This window comes from Streptomyces sp. NPDC058326, from assembly GCF_042879855.1.
GTDB lineage: Bacteria > Actinomycetota > Actinomycetes > Streptomycetales > Streptomycetaceae > Streptomyces.
In genome coordinates this window covers 401,263-423,916 of record NZ_JBHVZO010000004.1, presented here as the reverse complement: position 1 = coordinate 423,916, position 22,654 = coordinate 401,263, and the positions used below count along the sequence as shown (strand labels likewise).

The following is a 22,654-nucleotide window of genomic DNA, read 5'->3' as shown; positions in this document are numbered from 1 at the left end:
CGACAGAGGGCCCGGTCTCCGCGTGCGGGGGCCGGGCCCTTCGTCGTACGCCTACGCCTTCGGGTGGTCCTCAGGGCAGGGGGTGCAGTGCACCCGCGGGTTGTACGGGGCGAAGACGCCCTTCGGGTTCTTCTTGAAGATCCACGCGTGCAGCGAGTAGTGCGGCCCGAGGGGCTCGAAGTCGAACCGCCCGTCGAAGCCCCGGCCGAAGAGCTGCGGCCTGGGCCGGTTCTTGTTCGGGTCGGGGACGACCCACTCGACCGCGACCAGCTCGCGCTTGCCGGTCTTGTGGTCCTCCTCGTACAGCACCGCGGCCGGCCTCCTCGGGTCGGTCGAGCCGAGGTTCGCCGGGTTGACGTAGTGGTAGCCCATGCCGCCGAGCTTCGGGTCCTCGACGCAGTCGTCGGTGCGCATGAAGCCGTCGGCGATGGCCTTCTGCTCCGACCTGTACTTCACCGTGGCGTCGTACGTCTTCTTGAGGTCGGGGTGCGGGAAGTCGGTGACCGGCTTCGCGGCGGGGGCGGCGGAGACGGCCGGGGCGGTCCCCAGGGCCAGCGAGCCTATGGCGGCCAGCGCGAGCGCGGCCATCAGGGGACGGGGTCGTGCGGACATGTGAGTGTGCTCCTCGGAAGGGCGGGGCGCGCCGGTACGGGCGCCTGACGTGGGCGGGCTCCCCCCCGGCTCCCGCCCTCAGCAGCATCGGCCGCCCGCCCCGCCCCCGCACCCGGGACTGGCCCAGCGGAGTGGACACGCGGTGTGACCAGGGGTGGAACCGCCGAAACCGCCGAACGACCCCGCCCTCCGGCGGCTCCCTAGGCGGAGGGGGCGATCCGGCCCCGGACCTCGCCCAGTGCCACCCGGGTGCCGTCCGGGCCCGGAGCCCAGGCGGTGAGGACGACCTCGTCGCCGTCCTCCAGGAACGTCCGCTTGCCACCGGACAGTTCGAGGGCGTCGCGGCCGTTCCAGGTCAGCTCAAGGAGCGAACCGCGCTGGTTCACCTCGGGCCCGGAGACCGTCCCGGAGCCGTACAGGTCACCCGTGCGCAGCGAGGCGCCGTTCACCGTCATGTGGGCGAGCTGCTGCGCCGCCGTCCAGTACATGGAGGAGAACGGCGGCTCCGCCACGACCTCGCCGTTGATCTCCACCGTGATCCGCAGGTCGAAGCCGCCCGGCTCCTCCTCCGCGGCGTCGTCCAGGTACGGAAGGAGCGGGAGGTCACGGGCCGGCGGGGCGGTCCTGGCCGCGTCCAGCGCCTCAAGGGGCGTCACCCACGCCGACACCGAGGTCTGGAACGACTTGCCGAGGAACGGGCCGAGCGGCACGTACTCCCAGGCCTGCACGTCCCGCGCCGACCAGTCGTTGAGCAGCGTCAGACCGAAGACGTGCTCCCGGAAGTCGGCCAGCGGGACCGGCCGGCCCAGCTCCGACGGCGTACCGACCAGGAAGCCGACCTCCGCCTCGATGTCCAGCTTGATCGAGGGCCCGAAGACCGGGGCGGCGTCCGTGGGTGCCTTCCGCTGGCCCGAGGGGCGCACGACATCGGTCCCCGACACCACGACCGTGCCCGCACGGCCGTGGTAACCGATCGGGAGGTGCTTCCAGTTGGGGGTGAGCGCGTCGCCGTCGGGACGGAAGATGCGTCCCACGTTCGTCGCGTGGTGCTCGCTCGCGTAGAAGTCGACGTAGTCCGCGACCTCGTACGGCAGGTGCAGCGTCACCTCGTCGAGGGGGTGCAGCAGCGGCTCGACGTCCGCCCGGTGCGCGGGGACCGTCACCCAGGCCGTGAGCGCCCGGCGCACATCGCGCCAGGCGGTCCGCCCGGCCGCGAGCAGCGGGTTCAGGCTCGGCTTGGCGAGGAGCGCCGCGTACGGGGAGCCGAGCGCGTGCGCCGCGGCACCCGCGTCCAGCACGTGCCCGCCGATCCGGACGCCGAGCCGGCGGCGGCCGGGCTCGTCGGCGGTCGAGAAGACGCCGTACGGGAGGTTGTGCGGGCCGAAGGGATCGCCCTCGGCCAGGTCGAGCGGGCTGTGCTCGGACATCGGTACGTGCCTCGCTTTCCAGGTGTGTGGGGGACACGTTACGGGGCGGGCCGCCGGGCGCGGATGACATGGATCACAGAGAAAGTGCGGCCTCCGTGGGCAACTGTCCGGCTTCGCGCGGTTTGTGTGCGGGGTGGGGTCGGCACCCGGTTCCGAGCTGCGAAAACGGGGCTCCCGCAGGGGCGTTGCCAGGCCCTACGATCACGGTGGTATCGCGCCGCGTGAAGTCGCCGCAGGCGCGCGCCCGCACTTCTCTCACTCCTCCCTGACCAGGAAAAAGGTCCGCACTGTGAAGATTCGCCGCATTCTCGCGACCGCCGTGGCCGCCGCTGTGACCACCCCGGTCGTTCTCCTTTCCGCCTCGCCCGCGTTCGCGGACACGAAGCCGTCGTCCACGACGACGCAGAAGCCCGCGTCGGACGAGGGTGACTCCGAGGACGACATGCCGTCACTCGAGGAGCTGAAGGCGGCCGTCGCCGCGGCGCAGAAGGCGTACGACGAGGCTGTCGTCGACCTCGCCAAGGCCGAGGCCGACTTCAAGGTCCTGGACAAGGACGACCACCCGCTTCAGCTGGCGGTCCGCGAAGCCAAAAAGGCGGCAGAGGCGGCCGCTGCCGCCAAGACCGCCGCGGACGAGGCGCTCATCCAGGCCGAGAAGGTCCTGAAGGACCTGCCTGTCGACGCCACCGAGGAGCAGAAGACGGCTGCCGCCGCCGCCGTCACCGCCGCGAAGGAGGCGGCCGGCTCGGCTGCCGCCGCCAAGACCGCCGCCGACAAGAAGTACACCGATGCCGACACCACCCGCGACGACGCCATGGTCGCCGCCAGCAAGGTGATCGGCCTCGCCCAGAAGGTGAAGGAGGCCGCCGCCGAGGACCTCGCCGAGGCCCAGGAAGAGCTGGAGTTCTTCGAGGAGATCGGCGGGGAGTGCGAGGAGGACCCCTCCCTCGACATCACGCTGAGCGGCCCGAAGGCGGTCACCGCCGGTAAGCCCGCGTTCTTCTCGCTGCGTGTCACCAACACCTCCGACGGCGTCCTGGACGCCGTCAACGCCTTCGCCCACGCCTTCCGGGCCTACGAGCCCGGTGAGGTCATCGACGAGGAGACGGACCTCACCGGCCGGCTCATCCACGTCGAGTGGTCCTCCGCCGACAACCTCGAGTGGACGAAGTTCACCGAGGAGTTCGAGTCCATCGAGATCGGCGAGCTCGCCAAGGGCGCCAGCTACGACGTGAAGCTGCGCCTCACGGTCGCCGCCGACGCCCCCGCGGGCAAGGGCTCGGCCTTCGGCTACGCCGAGTACGAGAACAACGACGGCTCGTGCGGCATGGGCGACTTCGAGGACGCCGACTTCGACATCCTCGCGGCCAAGGGCGACAAGCCGAAGCCCACGCCCACGCCGACGCCGACCCCGTCGGCGACGACCGCGACGCCGACCCCGGCGCCGACCGTCACCGGCGGCAACAGCAACACCACCCAGCAGGGCGGCTCGTCCGGCACCCTCGCCGCCACCGGTGCGAACGACACCCTCCCGCTCGGCCTCGCCGCCGGTGCGGCCGTCGCCCTCGGCGCCGGCGCGCTGGTCCTCGCCCGCCGCAAGGCCGGCGCGAAGGCGTAAGCAGCTGGGGAAAGGCGCCCGTACCGACCCCGGTACGGGCGCCTTCCGCGTACTCAGCCCGCCGTGCGCGGGATCCGCTGCTCCCACGTCCGGTGGAAGACGACCTCCCCGCCCTCCTTGCACACCACCTCGTCCGTGGTGAGGAAGGAGTGCGCGTCGCAGGTGATCTCCGAGCGGGTGTCCACCGTGACGTCCCAGGCGTCCTCCGGCCGGTGCAGCCGGATCGACCATTCCGACCGGGTCCGGGCGGACAGGGGGCCGCTCTCGTCGATCGTGTACGTCTCCACCGCGTCCTCGGTGAACTCCAGGCCGTCCGGGTGGACCCGCGTACCGCCGTGCCTCGGGTCGACCTCCAGGGTCCACTCGCCCCTCGCCACGTCCCTGACCACCAGCCGCTCCGGGCGCGGTTCCTCCAGGGTGGCCGGGACGACCACGCCGAGCGGCTCGGACTGTTCCGGCTCCTGCCAGGTGACGGCGGCCTCGGTGGAGCGGCGCACCGGAAGGGTGAGGGAGGAGCCCGCCGGGTCGAGGGTGAAGCCCGCCGCGTCCGGCTGGGGCCAGATCCACGGCCAGTACGTGGAGGAGACGGCGAGACGCACCCGGTGGCCCGGCGGGAAGCTGTGCCCGATGCCGTTCAGCTCGAAGGCGAGGCTCTCGGTCTCGCCGATCTGGGCCTCCACGGCCCGGTCGCGGCCGTAGCGGGCGGAGAAGTTCAGCGCGCCCCGGGTGACGAGGGTGGAGGAGCCGTCCGGTGCGATGTCGCAGAGCCGGGCGACGACCTGTCCGGTGGGGGCGGCCGCGCGCACGGCGAGGTTCACGGACGGCCGGCCGAGGATCTCGATCGGGGGACCGTCCTCGGGGACGGGGAAGTCGAAGCAGGCCGCGTGGGCGTCCTCGCCCCGCTGGTCCGGGGGCAGGTCGGCGTCGTTGCCGAAAGGGAGGAAGCTGCCCGCGTCGAGCCCGGTCTGCTGGGGCGAGTCGACGACGACGGGGGCGCCCTGGAAGGCGTACGTGACGGGGGTGACGTGCGGGGAGGGCCAGGCGGGGTCGGTGACCCAGCGGCCCGGCAGCTCCTCGTACACGGTGGCCGGGGGGTGGGACTCGCTGATCCAGGAGCGCAGCAGCGGCTCGGCCATGACGTCGTTCTCGACGCCCTTGAGGTGGTGGTCCCACCAGCGGAGGGTCTCCTGGAGGAAGCCGATGGCGGGTCCGGGCGGCAGGCCGCGGTCGGGGTACTGGTGGCACCAGGGGCCGATGATGCCGCGCACCCGGTCCTGGGGGAGGTGCTCGGAGAGGCGGAGGACGGTGTCGCGGTACGGGTCGTGCCAGCCGCCGACGGCGAGGACGGCGGCCCGGATCGCGCCGTAGTCCTCGCGGACGCTGCCGTGCTTCCAGTAGGCGTCGCGGGTCTGGTGGGCGAGCCAGGTGTGGATGAGGGGGGTGACGGCCTCCAGGCGCTTCAGCCACATCGCGCGCCACTCCTCGCCCGCGTAGCGGGGGTCGGGAGGGCGGCAGACGAAGGCGAGCATGGTGGCGGCCCAGGCGTGCGTGCCGGCGCCGAGGACGGAGCCGCCCAGGGAGTGGACGTCGTTGTCGTAGCGGTCGTCGGTGGAGCAGACGGTGACGATCGCCTTGAGGGGTTCGGGGGCGAGGGCGGCGATCCGGAGCGAGTTGGAGCCGCCCCAGGAGATGCCGAACATGCCGACCTTGCCGGTGCACCAGGGCTGCTCGGCGAGCCAGTTCACGACGGCCACGCCGTCGGCGAGCTCGACCGGGTCGTAGGCGTCGCCCGGCAGGCCCTCGCTGTTGCCGTGGCCGCGGACGTCGACGCGTACGGAGGCGTAGCCGTGCCCCGCGTACCAGGGGTGGCGCTGCCAGTCGCGGGGTGCGGTCCAGTCGGTGAGGCGGTGGGGCAGGTACTCCAGGAGGGCCGGTACGGGGTCGTCGGTGAGCGGCCGCCACACGCGCGCGTACAGCCTGGTCCCGTCCGGCAGGGGGATACGGATGTCCTCGTGGCGGGTCTCGTACGGGAAGGCGGTACGGATTCTCATCACGGCTCCCTGGTGGACGGGGTGCGAGGGCGCTGTCGATCCCCGTTCGGGACAAAACGCCTACTCCTGGTCGTATGAGCTGATCACGAACATACCGGGGGTGACGGGAAGGCGCCCACGGTGATCGAAAGGTGACCGGATACGCTGGCTTGAGTGAATCCAGCGACACATCGACAATCCGTGTGATCTTCAACAGTCCATGTGAACCATCCGTGTGATCGTCAGCAGGCGTCAGCAGACAGGAGACCCCCTCGTGACCGTCGTCGGGCCGTTCGGTCTTAGCGTGCGGGACCAGGCTCTTGAGGCCGATGTGCAGACCGGGCTGGCGGCTGTGGAGGCGGGCCTCCTCGACGCCACCAAGAGCGACGTGCCCTTCATCACGGAGGCCGCGCAGCACCTCGTCCTCGCCGGCGGGAAGCGGTTCCGCCCCCTGCTCGTGATGCTCGCCGCCCAGTTCGGCGACCCCTACGCGCCGGGCGTCGTGCCCTCCGCCGTCGTCGTCGAGCTCACCCATCTGGCCACGCTGTACCACGACGACGTCATGGACGAGGCCGACGTCCGGCGGGGCGTTCCCAGCGCCAACACCCGCTGGGGCAACTCGATCGCCGTCCTCACGGGTGACTTTCTCTTCGCCCGCGCCTCGCACACGCTCGCGGACCTCGGTCCCGAGGCCGTACGGATCCAGTCCGAGGCGTTCGAACGGCTCGTGACCGGCCAGATCCTGGAGACCGCGGGTCCCAGCGACGGCCGTGACCCCGTCGCCCACTATCTCGACGTCCTCGGCGGCAAGACCGGCTCGCTCGTCGCCGTCTCCTGCCGCTTCGGCGCCATGATGGCCGGCGCCGACGAGAGCGTCGTCGACACCCTCACCCAGTACGGGGAGCGGCTCGGCGTCGCCTTCCAGCTCGCCGACGACGTCCTCGACATCGCCTCCGACTCCCACGAGTCCGGCAAGACCCCCGGCACCGACCTCCGCGAGGGCATCCCGACCCTGCCCGTCCTCCACCTGCGGGCCGCCGCGGCCGCCCACGGGCGCCCGGAGGACCTGGAGCTCGTCGCCCTCGTCGACGGCGACCTCAGCGACGACGAGCGGCACGCCGAGGCCCTGCGCCGGCTGCGCGCCCACCCCGCCCTCGAGCAGGCCCGCCGGGACACGGTGCGGTACGCGGAGGAGGCGCGCGCGATGCTGGCGCCGCTGCCCGACGGGTACGCGAAGGCGGCCCTCGCGGAGATGTGCGACGCGGTGGTCCACCGCGCCGGCTGATCCGCCCCGTCCGCCGCTCGGGTGACCCGGTCTCAGGGTCGGGTCATCCCGAAGCAGTACGTGAGGTTGATCCCCGGGGCTGACGTATCCACGCCGCCGCTTTGGTGAGATGGATCCATCGACCACGGAGGTAGCGGAGACCATGGCAGAGACCCGTAAGGCGAGCCGGTTCATCGTCCCGGTCGCGGTGGCAGGAGTGGCCGCGGCGACCATCGGACTCGTCCCGGCGCTGGCGGCGTCCGGCGACCCCGACCTGCCGGAGATCACGGCCCAGCAGCTCATCGAGAAGATCGCGGCTTCGGACACCCAGACCCTGTCCGGCACGTTCAAGATCTCCACCGACCTGGGGCTGCCGTCCTTCGGCGGTCTGGTGTCGGGCCTCGGGGGCGTCGGCGGTGGTGGCGGCTCGTCGGCCGACCCGTCGGAGAAGCTCACCGAGCTCGTCTCGGGCACCCACACGCTGCGTGTGGCGGCGGACGGCCCCGAGCGCCAGAAGCTGACCCTGCTCGACGGCTCCGACGAGTACAGCCTGATCCACAACGGCGACGACGTCTGGGCGTACGACAGCAAGTCGAAGGAGGTCTTCCACGAGAAGGCCCCCGAGGGCGCCGAGGCCCCGGCGGACAAGGAGGTGCCGACCACGCCGAAGGAGCTCGCGGACGAGGTCCTGAAGGCGGCGGGCGACACCACGTCGATCACCGTCGGCGGTACGGCCAAGGTGGCCGGCCGGGACGCGTACCAGCTGGTGATCAAGCCGAAGCAGACCGGTTCGACGGTCGAGTCGGTGAAGATCGCCGTGGACGCGGCGAACGGCACCCCGCTGAAGTTCACCCTCGCCTCGGTGGAGGGCGGCAAGCCCGTCGTCGACGCGGGCTTCACGAAGGTCGACTTCGCCAGGCCCGCGGCCTCCGAGTTCACGTTCAAGGCCCCCGAGGGCGCGAAGGTGACGGAGGGCGCCGCGGAGAAGGCGGCGGGGGAGTCCGGGGAGGAGAAGCTCCCCGAGGAGTTCGAGAAGGGCCTCGGTGAGCTGGAGAAGGGCTTCGGCGGCTTCGCCGAGGGCCTGAACGTCATCGGCGAGGGCTGGACGACGATCGCGAAGCTCGACACCGGGGCCCCGGCGCCGAAGACCGACGAGGCGCCGAAGGAGCTCCAGGGCTTCCTGGACTCCCTCGGCGACAAGGTCACCGGCACGTTCGGCACGGGCACCGTCTTCAAGACGAAGCTGGTGAACGCGCTCCTCACCGACGACGGCAGGATCTACGTCGGCGCGGTCACGAAGGACGCGCTCGTGGACGCGGCGAACGCCGGCAAGTAGCCGGCGGGGCAGGGCTGATTGGGACCCCGGGCGGGTCGGGGGCGATGGTCACCGGCCCGCCCGGGAGCTTTTCGCGCGCGGCTACGGGAACGTCAGCCTGAAGCTGTTGATGTAGCCGGTGTCGACCGAGGCCTTGTCCTGGGCGCGGAGCTTCCAGGCGCCGTTGGCGACCTCCGAGGAGGCGTTCACGGTGTAGGTCTGGACGATGTTGTCGGCGCTGCCGCCGGAGCGGTTGCTCAGGCTGTAGACCGAGCCGTCGGGAGCGACGAGGTCGACGACGAGGTCACCGCGGTAGGTGTGGACGATGTTCACGTCCACCTTGAGGGTGGCGGGGGCGTTGCCGCTGATGCCGGTGACGTCGACCGTGGAGGTCACCGCGGCGCCGTTGTCCGGGATGGACACGTCGGCGGTGTTCTCGAAGACCGTGCCGGTGGGCGGCGGGGTCGAGGAGCCGGACAGCGTCCAGATCGCGTGGGCGATGGCGTCGCTGTTGCGGTCGAGGGCGGTGTCGTTGATGTTCGCCGTCGTGTCGCAGGACGAGTGGTAGCAGCGGTCGAAGGCCGTGGCCGTACCGCCCCACTTCGACACCTGCGCGCTGGTCTTGACGCGGCTCGCGCCCGTGAAGAGACCGCCCACGGGTATGCCCACGTTCTTGAACGAGGCGTGGTCCGAGCGGCCGTCGCCCTCGGTCTCGATCTCGGTGGGGACGCCGAGACCCGCGAAGTAGTTCTTGAACGTCGTCTCGATCGTCGGGTCGTCGTCGTAGACGAAGTAGCCCGGGTTGGGCGAGCCGATCATGTCGAAGTTCAGGTAGCCGGAGAGCTTGGAGCGTTCGGTCGTGGGCAGCTGGCTCACGTAGTACTTCGAGCCGACCAGACCGAGCTCCTCCGCGCCCCACCAGCCGAAGCGCAGGTGCTTGGCGGGCTGGTAGCCGGAGCGGGCCACGGCGAGGGCGGTCTCCAGGACCGCGGCCGAGCCGGAGCCGTTGTCGTTGATGCCGGCGCCGGAGGAGACCGAGTCGAGGTGGGCGCCGGCCATCAGGACCTGGTTGGGGTCGCCGCCCGGCCAGTCGGCTATCAGGTTGTAGCCGGTGGCGCTGTTGGACGTGAACGTCTGGACGGTGGTGGTGAAGCCGGCGGCGTCCAGCTTGGCCTTCACGAAGTCGATGGACGCCTTGTAGCCGGCACGGCCGTGGGCGCGGTTGCCGCCGTTGGCGGTGGCGATCGACTGCAGGTCCGTCAAGTGCTGCTTGACGTTGGCCAGCGGGATGTCGGGCGCGGCGGCAGCGGCGGCCGGGCCGGCCGAGGCGCTGGTGCCGGTGAGTCCGCCGAGGGCGAGCGCCGCGAGGGCGGCGACCGCGGTGACGCGTCTGGGCACGGAGATGTTCATGTGGGGGCTCCGGATTCCGAACGGGGATGGGACGGAACGTGCGAGACGCCTCGGGCCGGGGAGCCACGAGGCGCTGGAGCTGTACGAGTGCGTGTGCGGTGTTCAGTTGTTCCGGCGATCGGTTGTTCTGTTGCGCGGTTGTTCTGTTGGGCGTGCTGAATGTTCAGGGGAATGTTGAGTTCACGTCAAGAGCGGAAACCGGTCAGGCGCGTTCGCCCAGCGGACGGTCGGCTGACGACGGGCTTCCGCGCGGGCGGGCCCCTGTTCGGCCGGAGGGTGCGCCCCCGCCGCTCGGCGAAGATCATCCCGGGTGCAGAATGACCCGTATGCCTACCTCGAACACACCGATAACGGCAACGCTCGACGACGCCCCGATGATCGGCCGCACCCTGGCACGAGCCTTCGGCGACGACCCGATGATGCGCTGGTTCTTCCCCGACGACGCCACGCGCGAGGCCGGTCTCGGCCGCTACTTCACCACGCTCTTCACCCGGCAGTACGGGCTCCACGGCTTCTGCGAGCGCACCGAGGCGGCCGCCTCCTTCTGGGTGGCGCCGGAGGGGCAGGAGAAGGCCGTCCCCGACGCCGACACCGTCCAGGAGCTCACGGAGATCCTCGGCGACCGGGCCGGGCTCTTCCGCGAGGCCGTCGAGGCGGCGGCCGCGCACACGCCGCCGGAGCCCCACTGGTACCTGGCGGTCATCGGCGCCGACCCGGCCGCCCGGGGCCGGGGCCACGGCTCGGCGCTGCTGCGCTCGGGCCTCGCCCGGGCCGACGCGGCGGGCCTCCCGGTCTACCTGGAGTCCTCCAAGCCGGACAACCTCCCCGTCTACGAGCACTTCGGCTTCGCCGTCCTGGGCGAGGCGTCCCTGCCGGGCGGCGGCCCGACCCTGTGGGTCATGCGCCGGGCGCCCCGGGACCTGTCCTAGGAGATGCCTCAGGGGGTGCCGACGCGCAGGTGGTCAAGCAGCCCCGCGGGCTCCGGATACGGCTCCTCGCGGGGGAGCAGCCGGCGGGCGGCGTCCGGCCCGCCGGTCCGTACGAGGTCGCGGACGCGGTGCGCGAGCGGGGTCACGTCGGTGACGGACACCGTCCACTCGTCGGCGTACCGGCGGGTGGCCTCGCCCGAGAGTCCGAGCTGGAGCGAGCGGTACGGGAGCGCCTGGAGGCGCGGATCGCGCTCCGGGTCCCACTGGACGCGCGTCGGGGCCTCCCTCAACTGCCGCTTCCAGGAAGCCTGGTCGGGGTGGAAACCGCGCTCGTAGTGGGAGAGGCAGGCCTTCCGCAGGGCCCACTCGAAGCCCTCGCGGCTGATCTCCACGGCGAGGACGGTCTCCTGGCCCTCCTTCGTCCCCCAGCCGGAGCGGTACATCATCCACAGGAACGACGGTTTGATCCACGTCATCCGGTCCCGCTTCCAGGCGGCCGGAAATCGGCCCTCGCGGGCCGCGGGCAGGCCGATTTCGGGTCGGTACGCCTGGTAGACGGTGACCGTACGATCGGTGTGGAGCGCGCGGATCCGGTACTTCGGCTCATCGGTGGCCGGCTTCGGTTCTTCCATGGGCCTCAGGATGGGTGAAGTCCCCCCGGGACGACCACCGGTTATCCGTGGGCCCTCCCGGCGGGACGTTCTCATGACACCGTCGCCGCCTCCTTCGCGTCGTACGCCTCCCGGGCCGCCGCGATCTCGTTCTGGTGCTGCTCGGTCCAGGTGACCAGGGAGCGGATCGTGGTGTGCAACGTGCCGCCGAGGGGCGTCAGTTCGTACTCCACGCGCGGCGGGACCACCGGGTGGACCGTGCGCTTCACCAGGCCGTCGCGCTCCAGCTGGCGCAGGGTCACGGTCAGCATGCGCTGGCTGACGCCGTCGATCTCGTGCTTGAGCTCCGTGAAGCGCAGGACCCGGCGGTCGAGGAGGGCGATGACGAGGAGCGACCACTTGTCGGCGACGCGGTCGAGGATCTGGCGCACCTCGCAGTCCTCCCGGGTGTCCCACTGGAAGGGGTCGGGGTCGCCCCCGGTTCCATAGGTTCCCGCGCAGTGACTCGGTTCCTTCAAAGTGCCTTCTTCCATGGCACCCGATGGTCCCGCAGGATGCAGGTGGTTACAAGAGGGAACCGACCCTCGGATCGGTAACCGGCCACCCCAACCCGTCCTGCCCAGGAGGCAGTTGTGTCCCTACGTGCCTGGCGTCTGCTCCTCGTCCTCTCCGGGACGATCTTCCTCGAAGGCATCGACGTCGCCATGCTCGCCGTCGCCGTCCCCTCCGTCCGCGCCGACCTCGGCCTCACCACCGGCACCGCCGCCTGGGTCATGTCCGCCTACGTCCTCGGCTACGCCGGCTTCACCCTCCTCGGCGGCCGCGCCGCCGACCTGCTCGGACGGCGCCGGATGCTCCTCGGCTGGCTCACCGTCTTCCTGCTCTTCTCCGGCCTCGGCGGCCTCGCCGACGAGGGCTGGACACTGATCCTGGCCCGCTTCGTGACCGGCGTCGCCGCCGCCTTCATGACCCCGGCCGCCCTGTCGATCATCACCACGTCCTACGAGGAGGGCCCCCAGCGCAACAAGGCACTCCTGGTCTTCGCCGGCACCGCCGCCGGCGGCTTCTCGCTCGGACTCGTCATCGGCGGGCTGCTCACCCAGCTCGGCTGGCGCTGGGTCTTCTTCGCACCGGTCCTGCTCGCCACCGCGATCCTGGCCGCCGCGATCGTGCTGATCCCGAAGGAGCCGCGCCCGGCCCGCGTCAAGGGCGGCTTCGACCTCGGCGGATCGCTCACCGCCGCCGGCGCGATGCTGCTCCTCGCCTACGGCGTCGTCCGCCTGGAACACGGCTTCGCCGGCTGGCAGGTCACCGTCGCCGCCCTCGCCGCGGGACTCCTCCTCGCCGGGGCCTTCGTCGCCGTCGAGCGCCGGGCCGCCACCCCGCTCGTCCGCCTCGGCATCCTCCGCAGGGCCTCGCTCGTCCGCGCCGACCTGGGCGCCCTGCTCTTCGTCGGATCCTTCTTCGGCTTCCAGTTCGTCGCCACGCTCTACCTCCAGGAACTGCGCGGCTGGTCCTCCCTCCAGACGGCGCTCGCCCTCCTGGTGATGGGCGTCGACGCGGTCCTCGCGCCCACCCTGACCCCGCGGCTCGTGGCCCGGTTCGGCAACGCCAAGGTGATCCTGGGCGGCTTCGTCCTCGCGGTCGTCTCGTACGCGTTGTTCCTGCCGGTCGGCCCGGACTGGTCGTACGCGGCCATGTTCCCGACGCTGTTCCTGACCGGGCTCGCGTTCGCCCTGGCGTACGGGCCGCTGACCATCGCCGGTACGGACGGCGTCGCGGAGGCGGAGCAGGGGCTCGCGAGCGGACTGCTCACGACGGCGACCCAGTTCGGCTCGGCGGTCGGCATCGCGGCGGTGACCGCGGTCCACGGACTGGCCGGCGGTGGCCTCGAAGGCTTCCGCGCGGCGCTCGTCGTCCCGCTGGTCATGGTCGCCCTGGGGGCCGTGATCACGGCGACGGGGGTACGCGCGGAGGCGGCCGGATCGCCGGAGGCACCGCAGCCGGAGGCCGCGGCCGACGACACCCCGGTGATCGCCGGGGCTGCGACGAAGGTCACGGTCTGAACGCCCCCGCCCGCCCCTAATGTGGAGGGATGGAGTTTTCGCCCGGCTGCCCGTTGATCGACGTCGCCGCCACGTACATGCCCCGGCTCTCGGAGTTCACCTTCGAGCCGGGGCTCGTGGCTGCCGTCGACCAGCACGCGGCCGCCGTGTGCGACGCACTCGTCCCCGCGCAGCGGGGGCCGGAGGGCCGGACCGTCCTGCGGGAGGAGCTCGCCGACTACGTCCTCGGGTTCACCGACTGGCTCTCCGAGGTCGACTGGACCGAGCCCGTCGGCCACGACTTCGCGACCCTCCGTCTGACGGCGGTCTGCTGGCTGATCCGGGAGCACGACCTGCTTCTGGACGCCTGAGCCCCCGGCCTACATCGGGTCCATCGGAGGCTCCTGGCCGGGACGGCGCTCCATGCGCTCCTGCCCCTCGCCCCGCTGCATCCGCTCCTGCGCCGACGGCATCCCGCTGCGGGCGTCCTCGCGGCCCCTCTGGTAGGCCGCCACCTGGTCCTTCGCCCGCCCGGTCTCCGACTCGGCCGCCGAGAGCCAGCGCTCCCAGCGTCCCCGCATCGGGGTGACGAGACCGCCGCCGACGCCGACGATCACGACGCCCGCGATCATCGCGAGCACGGCCGTGAGCACCGGGCCGGTCACCGAGGTGGCGATGCCCGCCTGGCTCAGCGCGGCGATCACGCCGAGGCCGACGATGAACGCCCAGGCCGCCGTGGCGAGGACCTTGCCGTAGGACGTCTGGCTCAGCGCGCCGCCCACGATGTCCCGTACCGCGCGGGCGATGGCCATGGCCACGACGACGATGACGCAGGCGACGATCGCCCTGGGCAGCCAGGCGACGATGCCGTTGATCATGACGCTGACCGGGTTGGGGCCGAAGACCCCGAAGGCCAGCTGGAGGGCGATCAGCAGGACCGCGTAGTAGAGGATCTTGGCGATGATGCCGGTGGCGTCGTACTTCGATCCCTTGAGGGTGTTCGCGACGCCGCTGCGCTCGGCCATCCGCTCGAAACCGACGCGGCGGAGCAGCCGGTCGGCGACCTTCGCGATCATCTTGGCGACGAACCAGCCGATGAGCAGGATCGCGAGGAAACCGATGAACTTCGGAACGAACTCGGCGACGGCGGACCACGCGTCCGTGAATCCCCGGCCGAAGTCGACCGAGAGGGCGAGGGGCTGCGACATGGAGCCATCTCCACTCGGGAGGGCCCCTTCCGTTCGGGGGCCTGGACCTCCGACGTAACTACGGGTGGTGCGCGCCCGCCCGCTGTCAGCGTCCCGGCTGGGCCGATGGGGTGGGAACCGGGGGCTCCGCCGCCGTCGCGGGACCCGTTTCCGCCGCCGTGGCCTTCGCCTTCTCGACCGCCGCCCGGCTGCGGCGGGCCGTGCGCAGGGCGTCCCAGGTGAGGATCGTCAGGGCCAGCCAGACGAGGGAGAAGCCGGCCCACCGCTCCGGCGGCATCGCCTCGTGGAAGTAGAGGATCCCGAGGAGGAACTGGAAGGTCGGCGCGAGGTACTGGAGGAGTCCGAGCGTCGACAGCGGTACGCGGATCGCCGCCGCCCCGAAGCAGACGAGCGGGACCGCCGTGACGATGCCGGTGGCGGCGAGCAGCACCGTGTGCCCGGCGCCGTGGCCGCCGAAGGCGAGGGTGCCCTGGGTGCCGAGCCAGACGAGGTAGCCGAGGGCGGGCAGGAACTGGACGGCGGTCTCGGCGGCGAGCGATTCGAGGCCGCCGATGTTGACCTTCTTCTTCACCAGGCCGTAGAGGGCGAAGGAGAAGGCGAGGGTGAGGGAGATCCAGGGCGGCCGCCCGTACCCGACGGCCAGGACGAGGACGGCGGCGAAGCCGATGCCGACGGCGGCCCACTGCGCGGGGCGCAGTCGTTCCTGGAGGACGAGGACACCGAGGGCGATGGTGACGAGCGGGTTGATGAAGTAGCCGAGGGAGGCCTCGACGACGTGCCCCGTGTTGACGGACCAGATGTAGAGGCCCCAGTTCACCGTGATGACGGCGGCGGCGACGGTGATCAGGGCGAGCTTGCGCGGGCTGCGGACGAGCTCGCGTATCCAGCCCCAGCGGCGCAGGGCGAGCAGGGCGAGGCCGACGAAGGCCAGCGACCACACCATCCGGTGGGCGAGGATCTCGATCGCCCCGGCCGGCTTGAGGAGGGGCCAGAACAGCGGGACCAGTCCCCACATGCCGTAGGCGCCGATCCCGTAGAGCAGTCCTGCTCGTTCCGTGGTCTCCGTGGTCTCCGTCTTCACCGGACCTCCTGCCCTGTGCCGCGCTGTCCTGTCGACGGTAGCGCCGCACGGGGCGGGTTGTCATGCCCGTACCGCTATACGGTCATGACAATTCGGTGTCGTCGTTCAGGAGGCGGCGAGCGCGGCCCTGATCGACTCGGCGATCGGCGTGGTCGGACGGCCGATGAGCCGGGCCAGATCGCCGTTCCGCCGGGCGAGCGCGCCGCGCTCGACGGCCCGGTCGACGTCGACCAGGATCTCGGCGAAGGGCGCGGGGACACCGGCGCCGGTGAGGATCGCGAGGTGGGTCTCGGCGGGGACGTTGCTGTACGCGATCTCCCGGCCGGTCTGCGCGGCGACCTCGGCCGCGTACTCGGCGAATGACCAGGCGGTGTCGCCGCTCAGCTCGTACGCCCTGTTCAGGTGCTCCTCGGCCGGGCCGGTCAGGACGGCGGCGGCCGCCGCCGCGTAGTCGGCGCGGCCCGCGGAGGCGACCCTGCCCTCGCCCGCGTTGGCGACGACGGCGCCGTGGGCCAGGACGGGGGCGAGGTTGGCCGTGTAGTTCTCGGAGTACCAGCCGTTGCGGAGGAAGGTGTACGGCAGGCCCGAGGCGAGGATCAGCCGCTCGGTCTCCTTGTGCTCGGCGGCCAGGTCGAAGTCGGCCTCGTCGCCGCCGAGGACACCGGTGTACGCGAGCTGGGCCACGCCCGCCGCCTTGGCCGCGCTGATCACGGCGGCGTGCTGGGCGACCCGCTGCCCGACCTCGCTGCCCGAGATCAGGAGCACCCGGTCACCGGCCTCGAAGGCGCCCGCCAGGGTCTCCGGACGGCTGTAGTCGGCGATCCGCAGCTCGACACCGCGCTCCGCGAGGCCGGCCGCCTTCTCCTTGTTCCGGACGACGGCGGCGACGGACCCGGCGGGGACGGTGGTGAGGAGGGTGTCGATGACGAGACGGCCGAGCTCTCCGGTGGCTCCGGTGACGACGATGCTCATGGTGCTTCCTTTCCCGTGGGCTGCGGCGGGCGATCCGCCCACCGGCACTCACCGTACGACGGGCGCTAACCTTTCGAAAGTACCCACTTTGACGTAAGGTACTGGCATGGAGGTAAGGGGAAAGGTGGACGGAAAGCCCATGAAGGCCGACGTGAACGAACCCATGTGCCCCTCGCGGCTCGTCCTCGAACACGTCACCAGCCGCTGGGGCGTCCTGATCCTCGCGGCCCTCCTGGAGCGCTCGTACCGCTTCAGCGAGCTCCGCCGCCGGATCGGCGGCGTCAGCGAGAAGATGCTCGCCCAGACCCTCCAGACCCTGGAGCGCGACGGCTTCGTCCACCGCGACGCCAAGCCCGTGATCCCGCCCCGCGTCGACTACACCCTCACCGACCTGGGTGCGGAGGCCGCCCGCCAGGTCTGGGAACTGGCCCGCTGGACGGAGCGCCGGGTCGGGGCCGTGGAGGAGGCCCGTGCGCGGTACGACGGCGAACGTCGCGAGCGCGCCACGGATTCGTCCCAATGATGGTGTAACCAGGGCGAGTTGACACCGCCAAGTCGTACGATCTGCTCACTGTCCGGGGAACCGTGAGGGACCGTGGGGGAACTGTGGCGTACGGGGACCGAAGACTGCTGCGTGCCTGCTGCGCCGTGCTGGTGGGCGGCCTGATCACCACCGGCTGCGGCGGCGGGGACGACGGGAAGAGACCCGACGGCAAGAGCGGCAAGGGGAGCACGAGCGCGTCGGCCGCCCCGACCACGGCCACGCCGGCACCGGCCCCCAGGCCGACCGCCCTCGACTTCGTCCCCGACCCGAAGCGCGCGCCGAAGAACAGGGCCGACGCCCGGCGCATCGCCCTCGCCGTCGTCGCGGGACCCGACGCCTGGGGCCCCGACTACGTCAAGCGCACCCCGCACCTCAGCGACCCGGACTACTGGCCCGTCCTCGGCGCCGACTGCTCCTGGGAGACGGCCACCCGGCCTTCCACCGTGCTCTACAGCGTCACCGCCTACAGCGAGATCCCCGCCCGGGGCGCCCTCGGGAACCTCAGGGTCGCCGCCACCGTCACCGTGCACCGGACCGAGACCGACGCGGACTGGGAGATGGCCGGAACCCTGGAGGAGGCACTCCGCTGCCCCGACCAGAAGCTGCGCGACGGCGAACGTATCTCCGGCCTCATCTCCCTCGGCAACCCCTTCGGCGTCGGCGGCAACTACACCGCCACGGACTCCCTCGGAGAGCGCGGGCGCTACCACAGCGACGCCGTGAAGGGGGAGCAGTTCTACAGCTGGTACCAGTCGCGGATCGGCCAGGTCACCGTCGCCACCGTCGTCAAGGGAGCACCCGGCTACAGCGAGGAGCAGACCAGCACCACGGCCGGCACCGTCGGCGGCCAGGTGCAGGCCCTCGTGACGATGATCGGACGCGCGCAGGACGAGCTGGAGGTCCGGTCATGAGCAACCCGACGACTCCCGAGCCGCCGGAACAGGGCCCCGGGCCGGAACAGGGCCCCGGGCCGGAACCGGGCCCCCGGCCGGAACCGGGCCCCCGGCCCGAGCCGGAATCGCAGCCCCAGCCCGGTTCGGGACCCCAGCCCCTGCCCGACTCGGGAACGCAGCCCCGGTCCGATTCGGGACCCCAGCCCCTGCCCGACTCGGGAACGCAGCCCCGGTCCGGGCCTCCGCCCCTCCCCCCGCACCCGCCCCGCCACCAGCCGGGTGCCCTTCAGCCGCTCCTGCCCTCCGACCCGTCCGCCATCGCCGGCTACCGGCTCCTCGGCCGCCTCGGTGCCGGCGGCATGGGCGTCGTCTACCTGGGCCGCACCGAGAACGGCGAGCTGGCCGCCGTCAAGGTCACCCACGCCGACCAGGCCGAACAGCCCGACTTCCGGGCCCGTTTCCGCCGCGAGGTCGAGGCCGCCCGCCGGGTCGTCAGCCCCTGGGCCGTGCCCGTCACCGGCGCCGACGCCGACGCCCCCGAACCGTGGATGGCCACCGCCTTCGTCCCCGGCCCCTCCCTCGGCGAGGCCGTCACCGCACACGGCCCGCTGCCCGAGCGCAGCGTCCGCCTCATCGGCTGGGCCGTCGCCCGCGCCCTCTCCGCCGTCCACGCGGCCGGGCTCGTGCACCGGGACGTCAAGCCCGGCAACGTCCTCCTCGCCGTCGACGGCCCGCGCCTCATCGACTTCGGCATCGCCCGCCTCGCCGGCGAGACCGCCCTCACCGCCACCGACATGGTCGTCGGCACCCCCGGTTTCCTCGCGCCCGAGCAGGCCGAGGCCCGCACCGACGCCATCGGGCCGCCCGCCGACGTCTTCTCCCTCGGCTGCCTCCTCGCGTACGCGGCGACCGGCCGCCCGCCCTTCGGCACCGGCGCCGTGGACGCCCTGATGTACCGCACCGTCCACGACGAACCCGACCTCGCCGGCGTACCGGCGGGGCTGCTCGACCTCGTCCGCGTCTGCCTCGCCAAGGACCCGGCCGCCCGGCCCACCGCCGCGGAGATCGGAGTCCGGCTCACCGAGGACAGCCCCGCCGGCGGCGCCGACTGGCTGCCCGGCCCCGTCGTCCGGACCATCGCCGAACGCTCCGCCCGGATGCTCGCCCTCCCCGAGATCGACTCCACCCGCACCGGCCCCGCACCGGCCGCGCCGCCGCGGCGCGACAGGCGCGGCTTCCTGCTGCTCGCCTCCGGCGCCGCCGTCCTCGCGGTGGGCGGCGGTTCCGTCGCGGCCTGGTCGGCCATGAAGGAGGACGACGACACCGAGGGGAAGAAGCCGGCTCCGCCCCGCACCCCGTGGAAGATCGGCGTCCTCGCCGACCTCTCCGGGCCCGACAAGGAGATCGGCCTCGCCCAGGAGCGCGGCGCCCGTCTCGCCGTCGAGCGGTTCAACGCCCGTAAGGACAAGCCGTACACGCTCGAACTCAAGGTCTCCGACGACCGCGGCGACCGCACCACGGCCCTCGCCTCGGCCCGCAGGCTCACGACCGACCCGCGTGTCCTCGCCGTCCTCGGCCCGACGTCCGACGGCGTCGGGCAGGCCGTTCTTCCCGCCTTCCAGGAGTCCGGCCTCGCACTGATCACGGTCTCCTCCGGGTACAACCTGCTCACCGTCGGCGACGGGGACAGCGCGCCCAACGTCACCGTGCTGCGGGCGATCCCGAACCACCCGTACGCCGGGATGCACCTCGCCTACGCCGTCACGCTCCTCTCCGAGGTCCGCAGACCCGGGGTTCTCCAGGACCGCACCGACGACCAGTACAGCTGGCAGCTCACCCGGGGCGCCCAGTTCGCCTTCGGGCAGGCCGGCCTCACGCCCCACTTCCGCGTGGTCCCGGCCGCCGCACGGGACTACCGGCGGGTCCTCGGCGAGATGATCGACGCCGGCATGGACGCCTACGTCCACTGCGGAGTCCGCGAGACCGCCGTCCTCGCCGCCCGCGCCCTCAACGAACTCCGCTTCACCGGGCCCCGGTTCGCCGGTCAGCACGCCTTCGGGCCGGCCTTCCTGAAGGAGGCGGGCGCCGACGCGGAGGGCTGGTTCCTCGGGGCCCCCGTGCTCGACGCCGTCACCCGCAAGGAGGCCGCCGGTTTCGTCGCCGCGTACCGCGAGCGGTTCGGCGCCGCCCCCGCGTACTACACGGGAGAGTCGTACGACGTCGTCACCATGGTCCTCGAACAGCTCGCGCGCGACGCGAAGGCGGGCCGCGCCCCGGCCCGCAAGGGACTCTGGACGCAGCTGCGGAAGCAGAAGTACACGGGCGTCATGGGCGGTTACACCTTCGACGAGGCCGGCGACCTCAGCAACGGCGGCACCTTCGTGCACGCGGTACGGGACGGCGCCTACACGCTGATCGGCCCCGCGCCCGTCGCCCCCGCGAACAAGGCGAAGCCGAAGGCCTGACCCGTGCAGCCACTCCGCAGGGGCGACCCCTCCTCGATCGCCAAGTACCGGCTCCTCGGCCGCCTCGGCGCCGGAGGCATGGGCGTGGTGTACCTCGCCCGCTCCGGCGGCGGGGCGCTCGTCGCGCTCAAGCTGATCCGCGCCGAGCACGCCGCCGACCCCGGCTTCCGGGAGCGGTTCCGACGCGAGGCGCGCGCCGCCGGGCGGATCACCGGGCGCTGGGTCGTCCGCGTCCTCGGCGCCGACCCCGAGGCCCGGGAGCCGTGGCTGGCGACCGAGTACGTGCCGGGCCCCTCCCTCTCCGAGGCCGTCGCCCTGCACGGCGCCCTGCCCGAGCCGACCGTACGGGCCCTGGGGGCCCGGCTGGCGTCCGCGCTCGCCGGCCTGCACGAGGCCGGGCTCGTCCACCGGGACGTCAAACCCGGCAACGTCCTCCTCGCCCTCGACGGGCCCCGGCTCATCGACTTCGGCATCGCCCGCTCCGCCGGGGCGACCGCGCTGACCGCCACCGACGCGATGATCGGCACCCCCGGCTTCCTCGCCCCGGAACAGGCCCGCGCCGCCGGGGCCGGTGAGGTCGGACCTCCGAGCGACGTCTTCTCGCTCGGCTGCGTCCTCGCGTACGCGCTGACGGGGGAGCGGCCCTTCGGTACGGGCGGGGTCGCCGCCGTCGTCTACCGCACCGTCCACGAGGAGCCCGCCCTCGACGGCGTACCGGACACGATCCTGCCCCTGGTCAGGGCATGTCTGGCGAAGGATCCGGCGGACCGGCCGACGGCGCCGGAGGTACGGGCCGCCCTGGGGGAGGCCGACGCCCCGGCCGACGACTGGCTGCCGTCAGGGCTGCCCGCGCTCATCGCCCAGCGCTCCTCACATGTCCTGGACCTGCCGGTCCCCGAGCCGACGATGCTCGTCCACGCGGACCCCCCGCTCTCAAGGCGCCGGTTCCTGGCCGGCGGTTCGGCGGCGGCCCTGGCCGGTGCGGGCGGCCTGACCGCCTGGCTCCTGAGCCGTACACCGGGGGGCACGGGAGGGGGCACGCCCGGCGGGACGGGCGGCGGCACCGGGGGACCGCTCGCCGCGTACACGCTCGGCCTGCTCACCGACCTCAGCGGCCCCCTGAAGGGGTACGGCCGGGCCCAGGAGCGCGGGACCAGGATGGCCGTGGAGGCCCACAACGCCCGCGGTGACCGTCCCTTCGACCTCGTCCTGCGTGTCGCTGACGACGGCGGGGACGCGGCGCGCGCCAAGGCCGCCACCCGCACCCTGCTCAAGGACGAGAACCTGATCGGGGTCGTCGGTCCGACGTCGGCGGAGACCGTCGTCGCGGCAGTGGCCGAACTCGTGGACCGATCGGTACCGCTGGTGAGCGTCCTCGCCTCGGTGCCGGTCGGCACCACGCTGAAGGGGCAGGTCTTCAGGCCCACCTACTTCGAGCCGCGCACCTCCCCCGACTCCCTGATCGTGCCGTACGTCCGCTACCTCTCCGAGCACAAGGCCGTGCGGACCGCGCTCGTGGAGGACCGTGCCGGCGGCCGGTACACCTGGTTCGCGGTCAGGAGCATCAAGAACACCCCGCCCGCGCAGGACCTCGGCGGGGTGGCGACCTCCCACCCCGTCGAGGCGGGCAGCGAGGACTTCGCCTCCGCCGTACGGGCCGCGCTCGCCACCGACCCGCTGGGCGTGATGTACGTGGGGACCTCACCGCGCCGGGCGGCGCTCTGCGCGAAAGCGCTGCGCGACCAGGGGTACGAGGGGCCGCGCGGCAGCGTCGAGGCCGTGCTCCACCCGGAGTTCCTCAGGCTCGCGGGTCCGGCGGCCGAGGGCTGGTACTTCGGTACGGCCTTCGCCGACCCCGACGGCGTCCCGGCGGCGAAGGACTTCACGGCGGCGTACCGGAAGCGCTGGGGCATCGCCCCCGCGACCCCCGTCGAGCCGTACGCCGCGGAGGTGTTCGACGCGGTCAACTGGACGATCCAGGCGCTCGGCACGGCGGTCGCGAACAACGCCGAGTCGGAGGCCGCCGGGGTGGCGAACAACCTGCGCCAGAACCCGCACCACGGTGTCATCAGGCAGTACTCGTCCGCGGGCCGGGACAGCAGTGTCGCGGCGCTCGTCGGGCTCTTCCTCTGGCAGGTGAAGGGCGGAGTACCGCGGTTCCTGGGGGAGTTCGCGAAGGCGGCGGCCGCCGAGGGGACATGAGGAAGGGCCCGGTCCGCAGGCCGCCGCG

The 22,654-nt window shown here is 72.5% G+C and carries 19 protein-coding genes; 10 read left to right on the top strand and 9 right to left on the bottom strand.

Annotated elements, in window-relative coordinates; genetic code table 11:
- Nucleotides 1–51 precede the first annotated feature (51 nt).
- The gene (locus tag ACFVYX_RS10685) at nt 52–612 is read right to left on the bottom strand and encodes a hypothetical protein (RefSeq protein WP_389680953.1); all 561 of its coding nucleotides are present in this window, start codon (nt 610–612) and stop codon (nt 52–54) included.
- A 200-nt stretch (nt 613–812) separates the two neighbouring features.
- Complete coding sequence (gene fahA, locus ACFVYX_RS10680; RefSeq protein ID WP_389680952.1) at nt 813–2,039, bottom strand: fumarylacetoacetase; 1,227 nt, start codon at nt 2,037–2,039, stop codon at nt 813–815.
- A gap of 289 nt (nt 2,040–2,328) precedes the next feature.
- Here fahA and ACFVYX_RS10675 point away from each other — a divergent pair, with 289 nt between their 5' ends.
- A complete protein-coding gene (locus tag ACFVYX_RS10675; protein WP_389680951.1) occupies nt 2,329–3,657 on the top strand; it encodes a peptidase in 1,329 nt (442 codons plus the stop codon).
- Between the two features lie 53 nt (nt 3,658–3,710).
- On the opposite strand, the gene ACFVYX_RS10670 is transcribed toward ACFVYX_RS10675, so the two are convergent.
- Complete coding sequence (locus ACFVYX_RS10670) at nt 3,711–5,708, bottom strand: CocE/NonD family hydrolase (RefSeq protein WP_389680950.1); 1,998 nt, start codon at nt 5,706–5,708, stop codon at nt 3,711–3,713.
- 253 nt (nt 5,709–5,961) lie between these two features.
- Between ACFVYX_RS10670 and ACFVYX_RS10665 the strand changes: the two genes are divergently transcribed.
- Together ACFVYX_RS10665 and ACFVYX_RS10660 are read left to right on the top strand one after the other, a co-directional pair.
- A complete protein-coding gene (locus tag ACFVYX_RS10665) occupies nt 5,962–6,972 on the top strand; it encodes a polyprenyl synthetase family protein (RefSeq protein WP_389680949.1) in 1,011 nt (336 codons plus the stop codon).
- A gap of 142 nt (nt 6,973–7,114) precedes the next feature.
- The gene (locus tag ACFVYX_RS10660) at nt 7,115–8,287 is read left to right on the top strand and encodes an outer membrane lipoprotein carrier protein LolA (RefSeq protein ID WP_389680948.1); all 1,173 of its coding nucleotides are present in this window, start codon (nt 7,115–7,117) and stop codon (nt 8,285–8,287) included.
- A gap of 81 nt (nt 8,288–8,368) precedes the next feature.
- Here ACFVYX_RS10660 and ACFVYX_RS10655 read toward each other — a convergent pair whose 3' ends face one another.
- Nucleotides 8,369–9,676, bottom strand: coding sequence for a M28 family metallopeptidase (locus ACFVYX_RS10655; protein WP_389680947.1), 1,308 nt, complete (start codon nt 9,674–9,676; stop codon nt 8,369–8,371).
- 317 nt (nt 9,677–9,993) lie between these two features.
- On the opposite strand from ACFVYX_RS10655, the gene ACFVYX_RS10650 reads away from it, so the two are divergent.
- Nucleotides 9,994–10,605 carry a GNAT family N-acetyltransferase gene (locus ACFVYX_RS10650; protein ID WP_389680946.1) on the top strand — a complete coding sequence of 204 codons (612 nt, stop codon included), beginning with the start codon at nt 9,994–9,996 and terminating at the stop codon, nt 10,603–10,605.
- Nucleotides 10,606–10,613: 8 nt separating this feature from the next.
- On the opposite strand, the gene ACFVYX_RS10645 is transcribed toward ACFVYX_RS10650, so the two are convergent.
- Together ACFVYX_RS10645 and ACFVYX_RS10640 are read right to left on the bottom strand one after the other, a co-directional pair.
- Entirely contained in the window at nt 10,614–11,237 is a 624-nt protein-coding gene (locus tag ACFVYX_RS10645) for a DUF4291 domain-containing protein (protein WP_389680945.1), read from the bottom strand.
- A gap of 71 nt (nt 11,238–11,308) precedes the next feature.
- Nucleotides 11,309–11,749 carry a winged helix-turn-helix transcriptional regulator gene (locus ACFVYX_RS10640; protein ID WP_389680944.1) on the bottom strand — a complete coding sequence of 147 codons (441 nt, stop codon included), beginning with the start codon at nt 11,747–11,749 and terminating at the stop codon, nt 11,309–11,311.
- A gap of 99 nt (nt 11,750–11,848) precedes the next feature.
- On the opposite strand from ACFVYX_RS10640, the gene ACFVYX_RS10635 reads away from it, so the two are divergent.
- Both ACFVYX_RS10635 and ACFVYX_RS10630 read left to right on the top strand, forming a co-directional pair.
- Nucleotides 11,849–13,282 carry an MFS transporter gene (locus ACFVYX_RS10635; RefSeq protein ID WP_389680943.1) on the top strand — a complete coding sequence of 478 codons (1,434 nt, stop codon included), beginning with the start codon at nt 11,849–11,851 and terminating at the stop codon, nt 13,280–13,282.
- A 29-nt stretch (nt 13,283–13,311) separates the two neighbouring features.
- A complete protein-coding gene (locus tag ACFVYX_RS10630) occupies nt 13,312–13,632 on the top strand; it encodes a DUF6401 family natural product biosynthesis protein (protein ID WP_389680942.1) in 321 nt (106 codons plus the stop codon).
- Between the two features lie 9 nt (nt 13,633–13,641).
- Here the strand turns inward: ACFVYX_RS10630 and ACFVYX_RS10625 are convergent, their stop codons facing one another.
- The 3 genes from ACFVYX_RS10625 to ACFVYX_RS10615 all read right to left on the bottom strand — a co-directional run bounded on the left by ACFVYX_RS10625 (nt 13,642) and on the right by ACFVYX_RS10615 (nt 16,522).
- The gene (locus ACFVYX_RS10625; RefSeq protein ID WP_389680941.1) at nt 13,642–14,469 is read right to left on the bottom strand and encodes a hypothetical protein; all 828 of its coding nucleotides are present in this window, start codon (nt 14,467–14,469) and stop codon (nt 13,642–13,644) included.
- A gap of 85 nt (nt 14,470–14,554) precedes the next feature.
- Entirely contained in the window at nt 14,555–15,484 is a 930-nt protein-coding gene (gene rarD / locus ACFVYX_RS10620) for an EamA family transporter RarD (RefSeq protein WP_389681122.1), read from the bottom strand.
- Nucleotides 15,485–15,655: 171 nt separating this feature from the next.
- On the bottom strand, nt 15,656–16,522 hold the full coding sequence (locus ACFVYX_RS10615; protein WP_389680940.1) for an NmrA family NAD(P)-binding protein: 867 nt from the start codon (nt 16,520–16,522) through the stop codon (nt 15,656–15,658).
- Between the two features lie 106 nt (nt 16,523–16,628).
- Between ACFVYX_RS10615 and ACFVYX_RS10610 the strand changes: the two genes are divergently transcribed.
- The 4 genes from ACFVYX_RS10610 (at nt 16,629) to ACFVYX_RS10595 (ending at nt 22,626) form a co-directional block, all read left to right on the top strand.
- Nucleotides 16,629–17,045: a winged helix-turn-helix transcriptional regulator gene (locus tag ACFVYX_RS10610; RefSeq protein WP_389680939.1), complete on the top strand. Its 417-nt coding sequence runs from the start codon at nt 16,629–16,631 to the stop codon at nt 17,043–17,045.
- Between the two features lie 83 nt (nt 17,046–17,128).
- Nucleotides 17,129–17,977: a hypothetical protein gene (locus ACFVYX_RS10605; protein WP_389680938.1), complete on the top strand. Its 849-nt coding sequence runs from the start codon at nt 17,129–17,131 to the stop codon at nt 17,975–17,977.
- 278 nt (nt 17,978–18,255) lie between these two features.
- A complete protein-coding gene (locus ACFVYX_RS10600) occupies nt 18,256–20,424 on the top strand; it encodes a bifunctional serine/threonine-protein kinase/ABC transporter substrate-binding protein (protein WP_389681121.1) in 2,169 nt (722 codons plus the stop codon).
- 3 nt (nt 20,425–20,427) lie between these two features.
- Nucleotides 20,428–22,626 (top strand): bifunctional serine/threonine-protein kinase/ABC transporter substrate-binding protein, encoded by a 2,199-nt coding sequence (locus ACFVYX_RS10595; protein ID WP_389680937.1) that lies wholly within the window; start codon nt 20,428–20,430, stop codon nt 22,624–22,626.
- Nucleotides 22,627–22,654 lie beyond the last annotated feature (28 nt).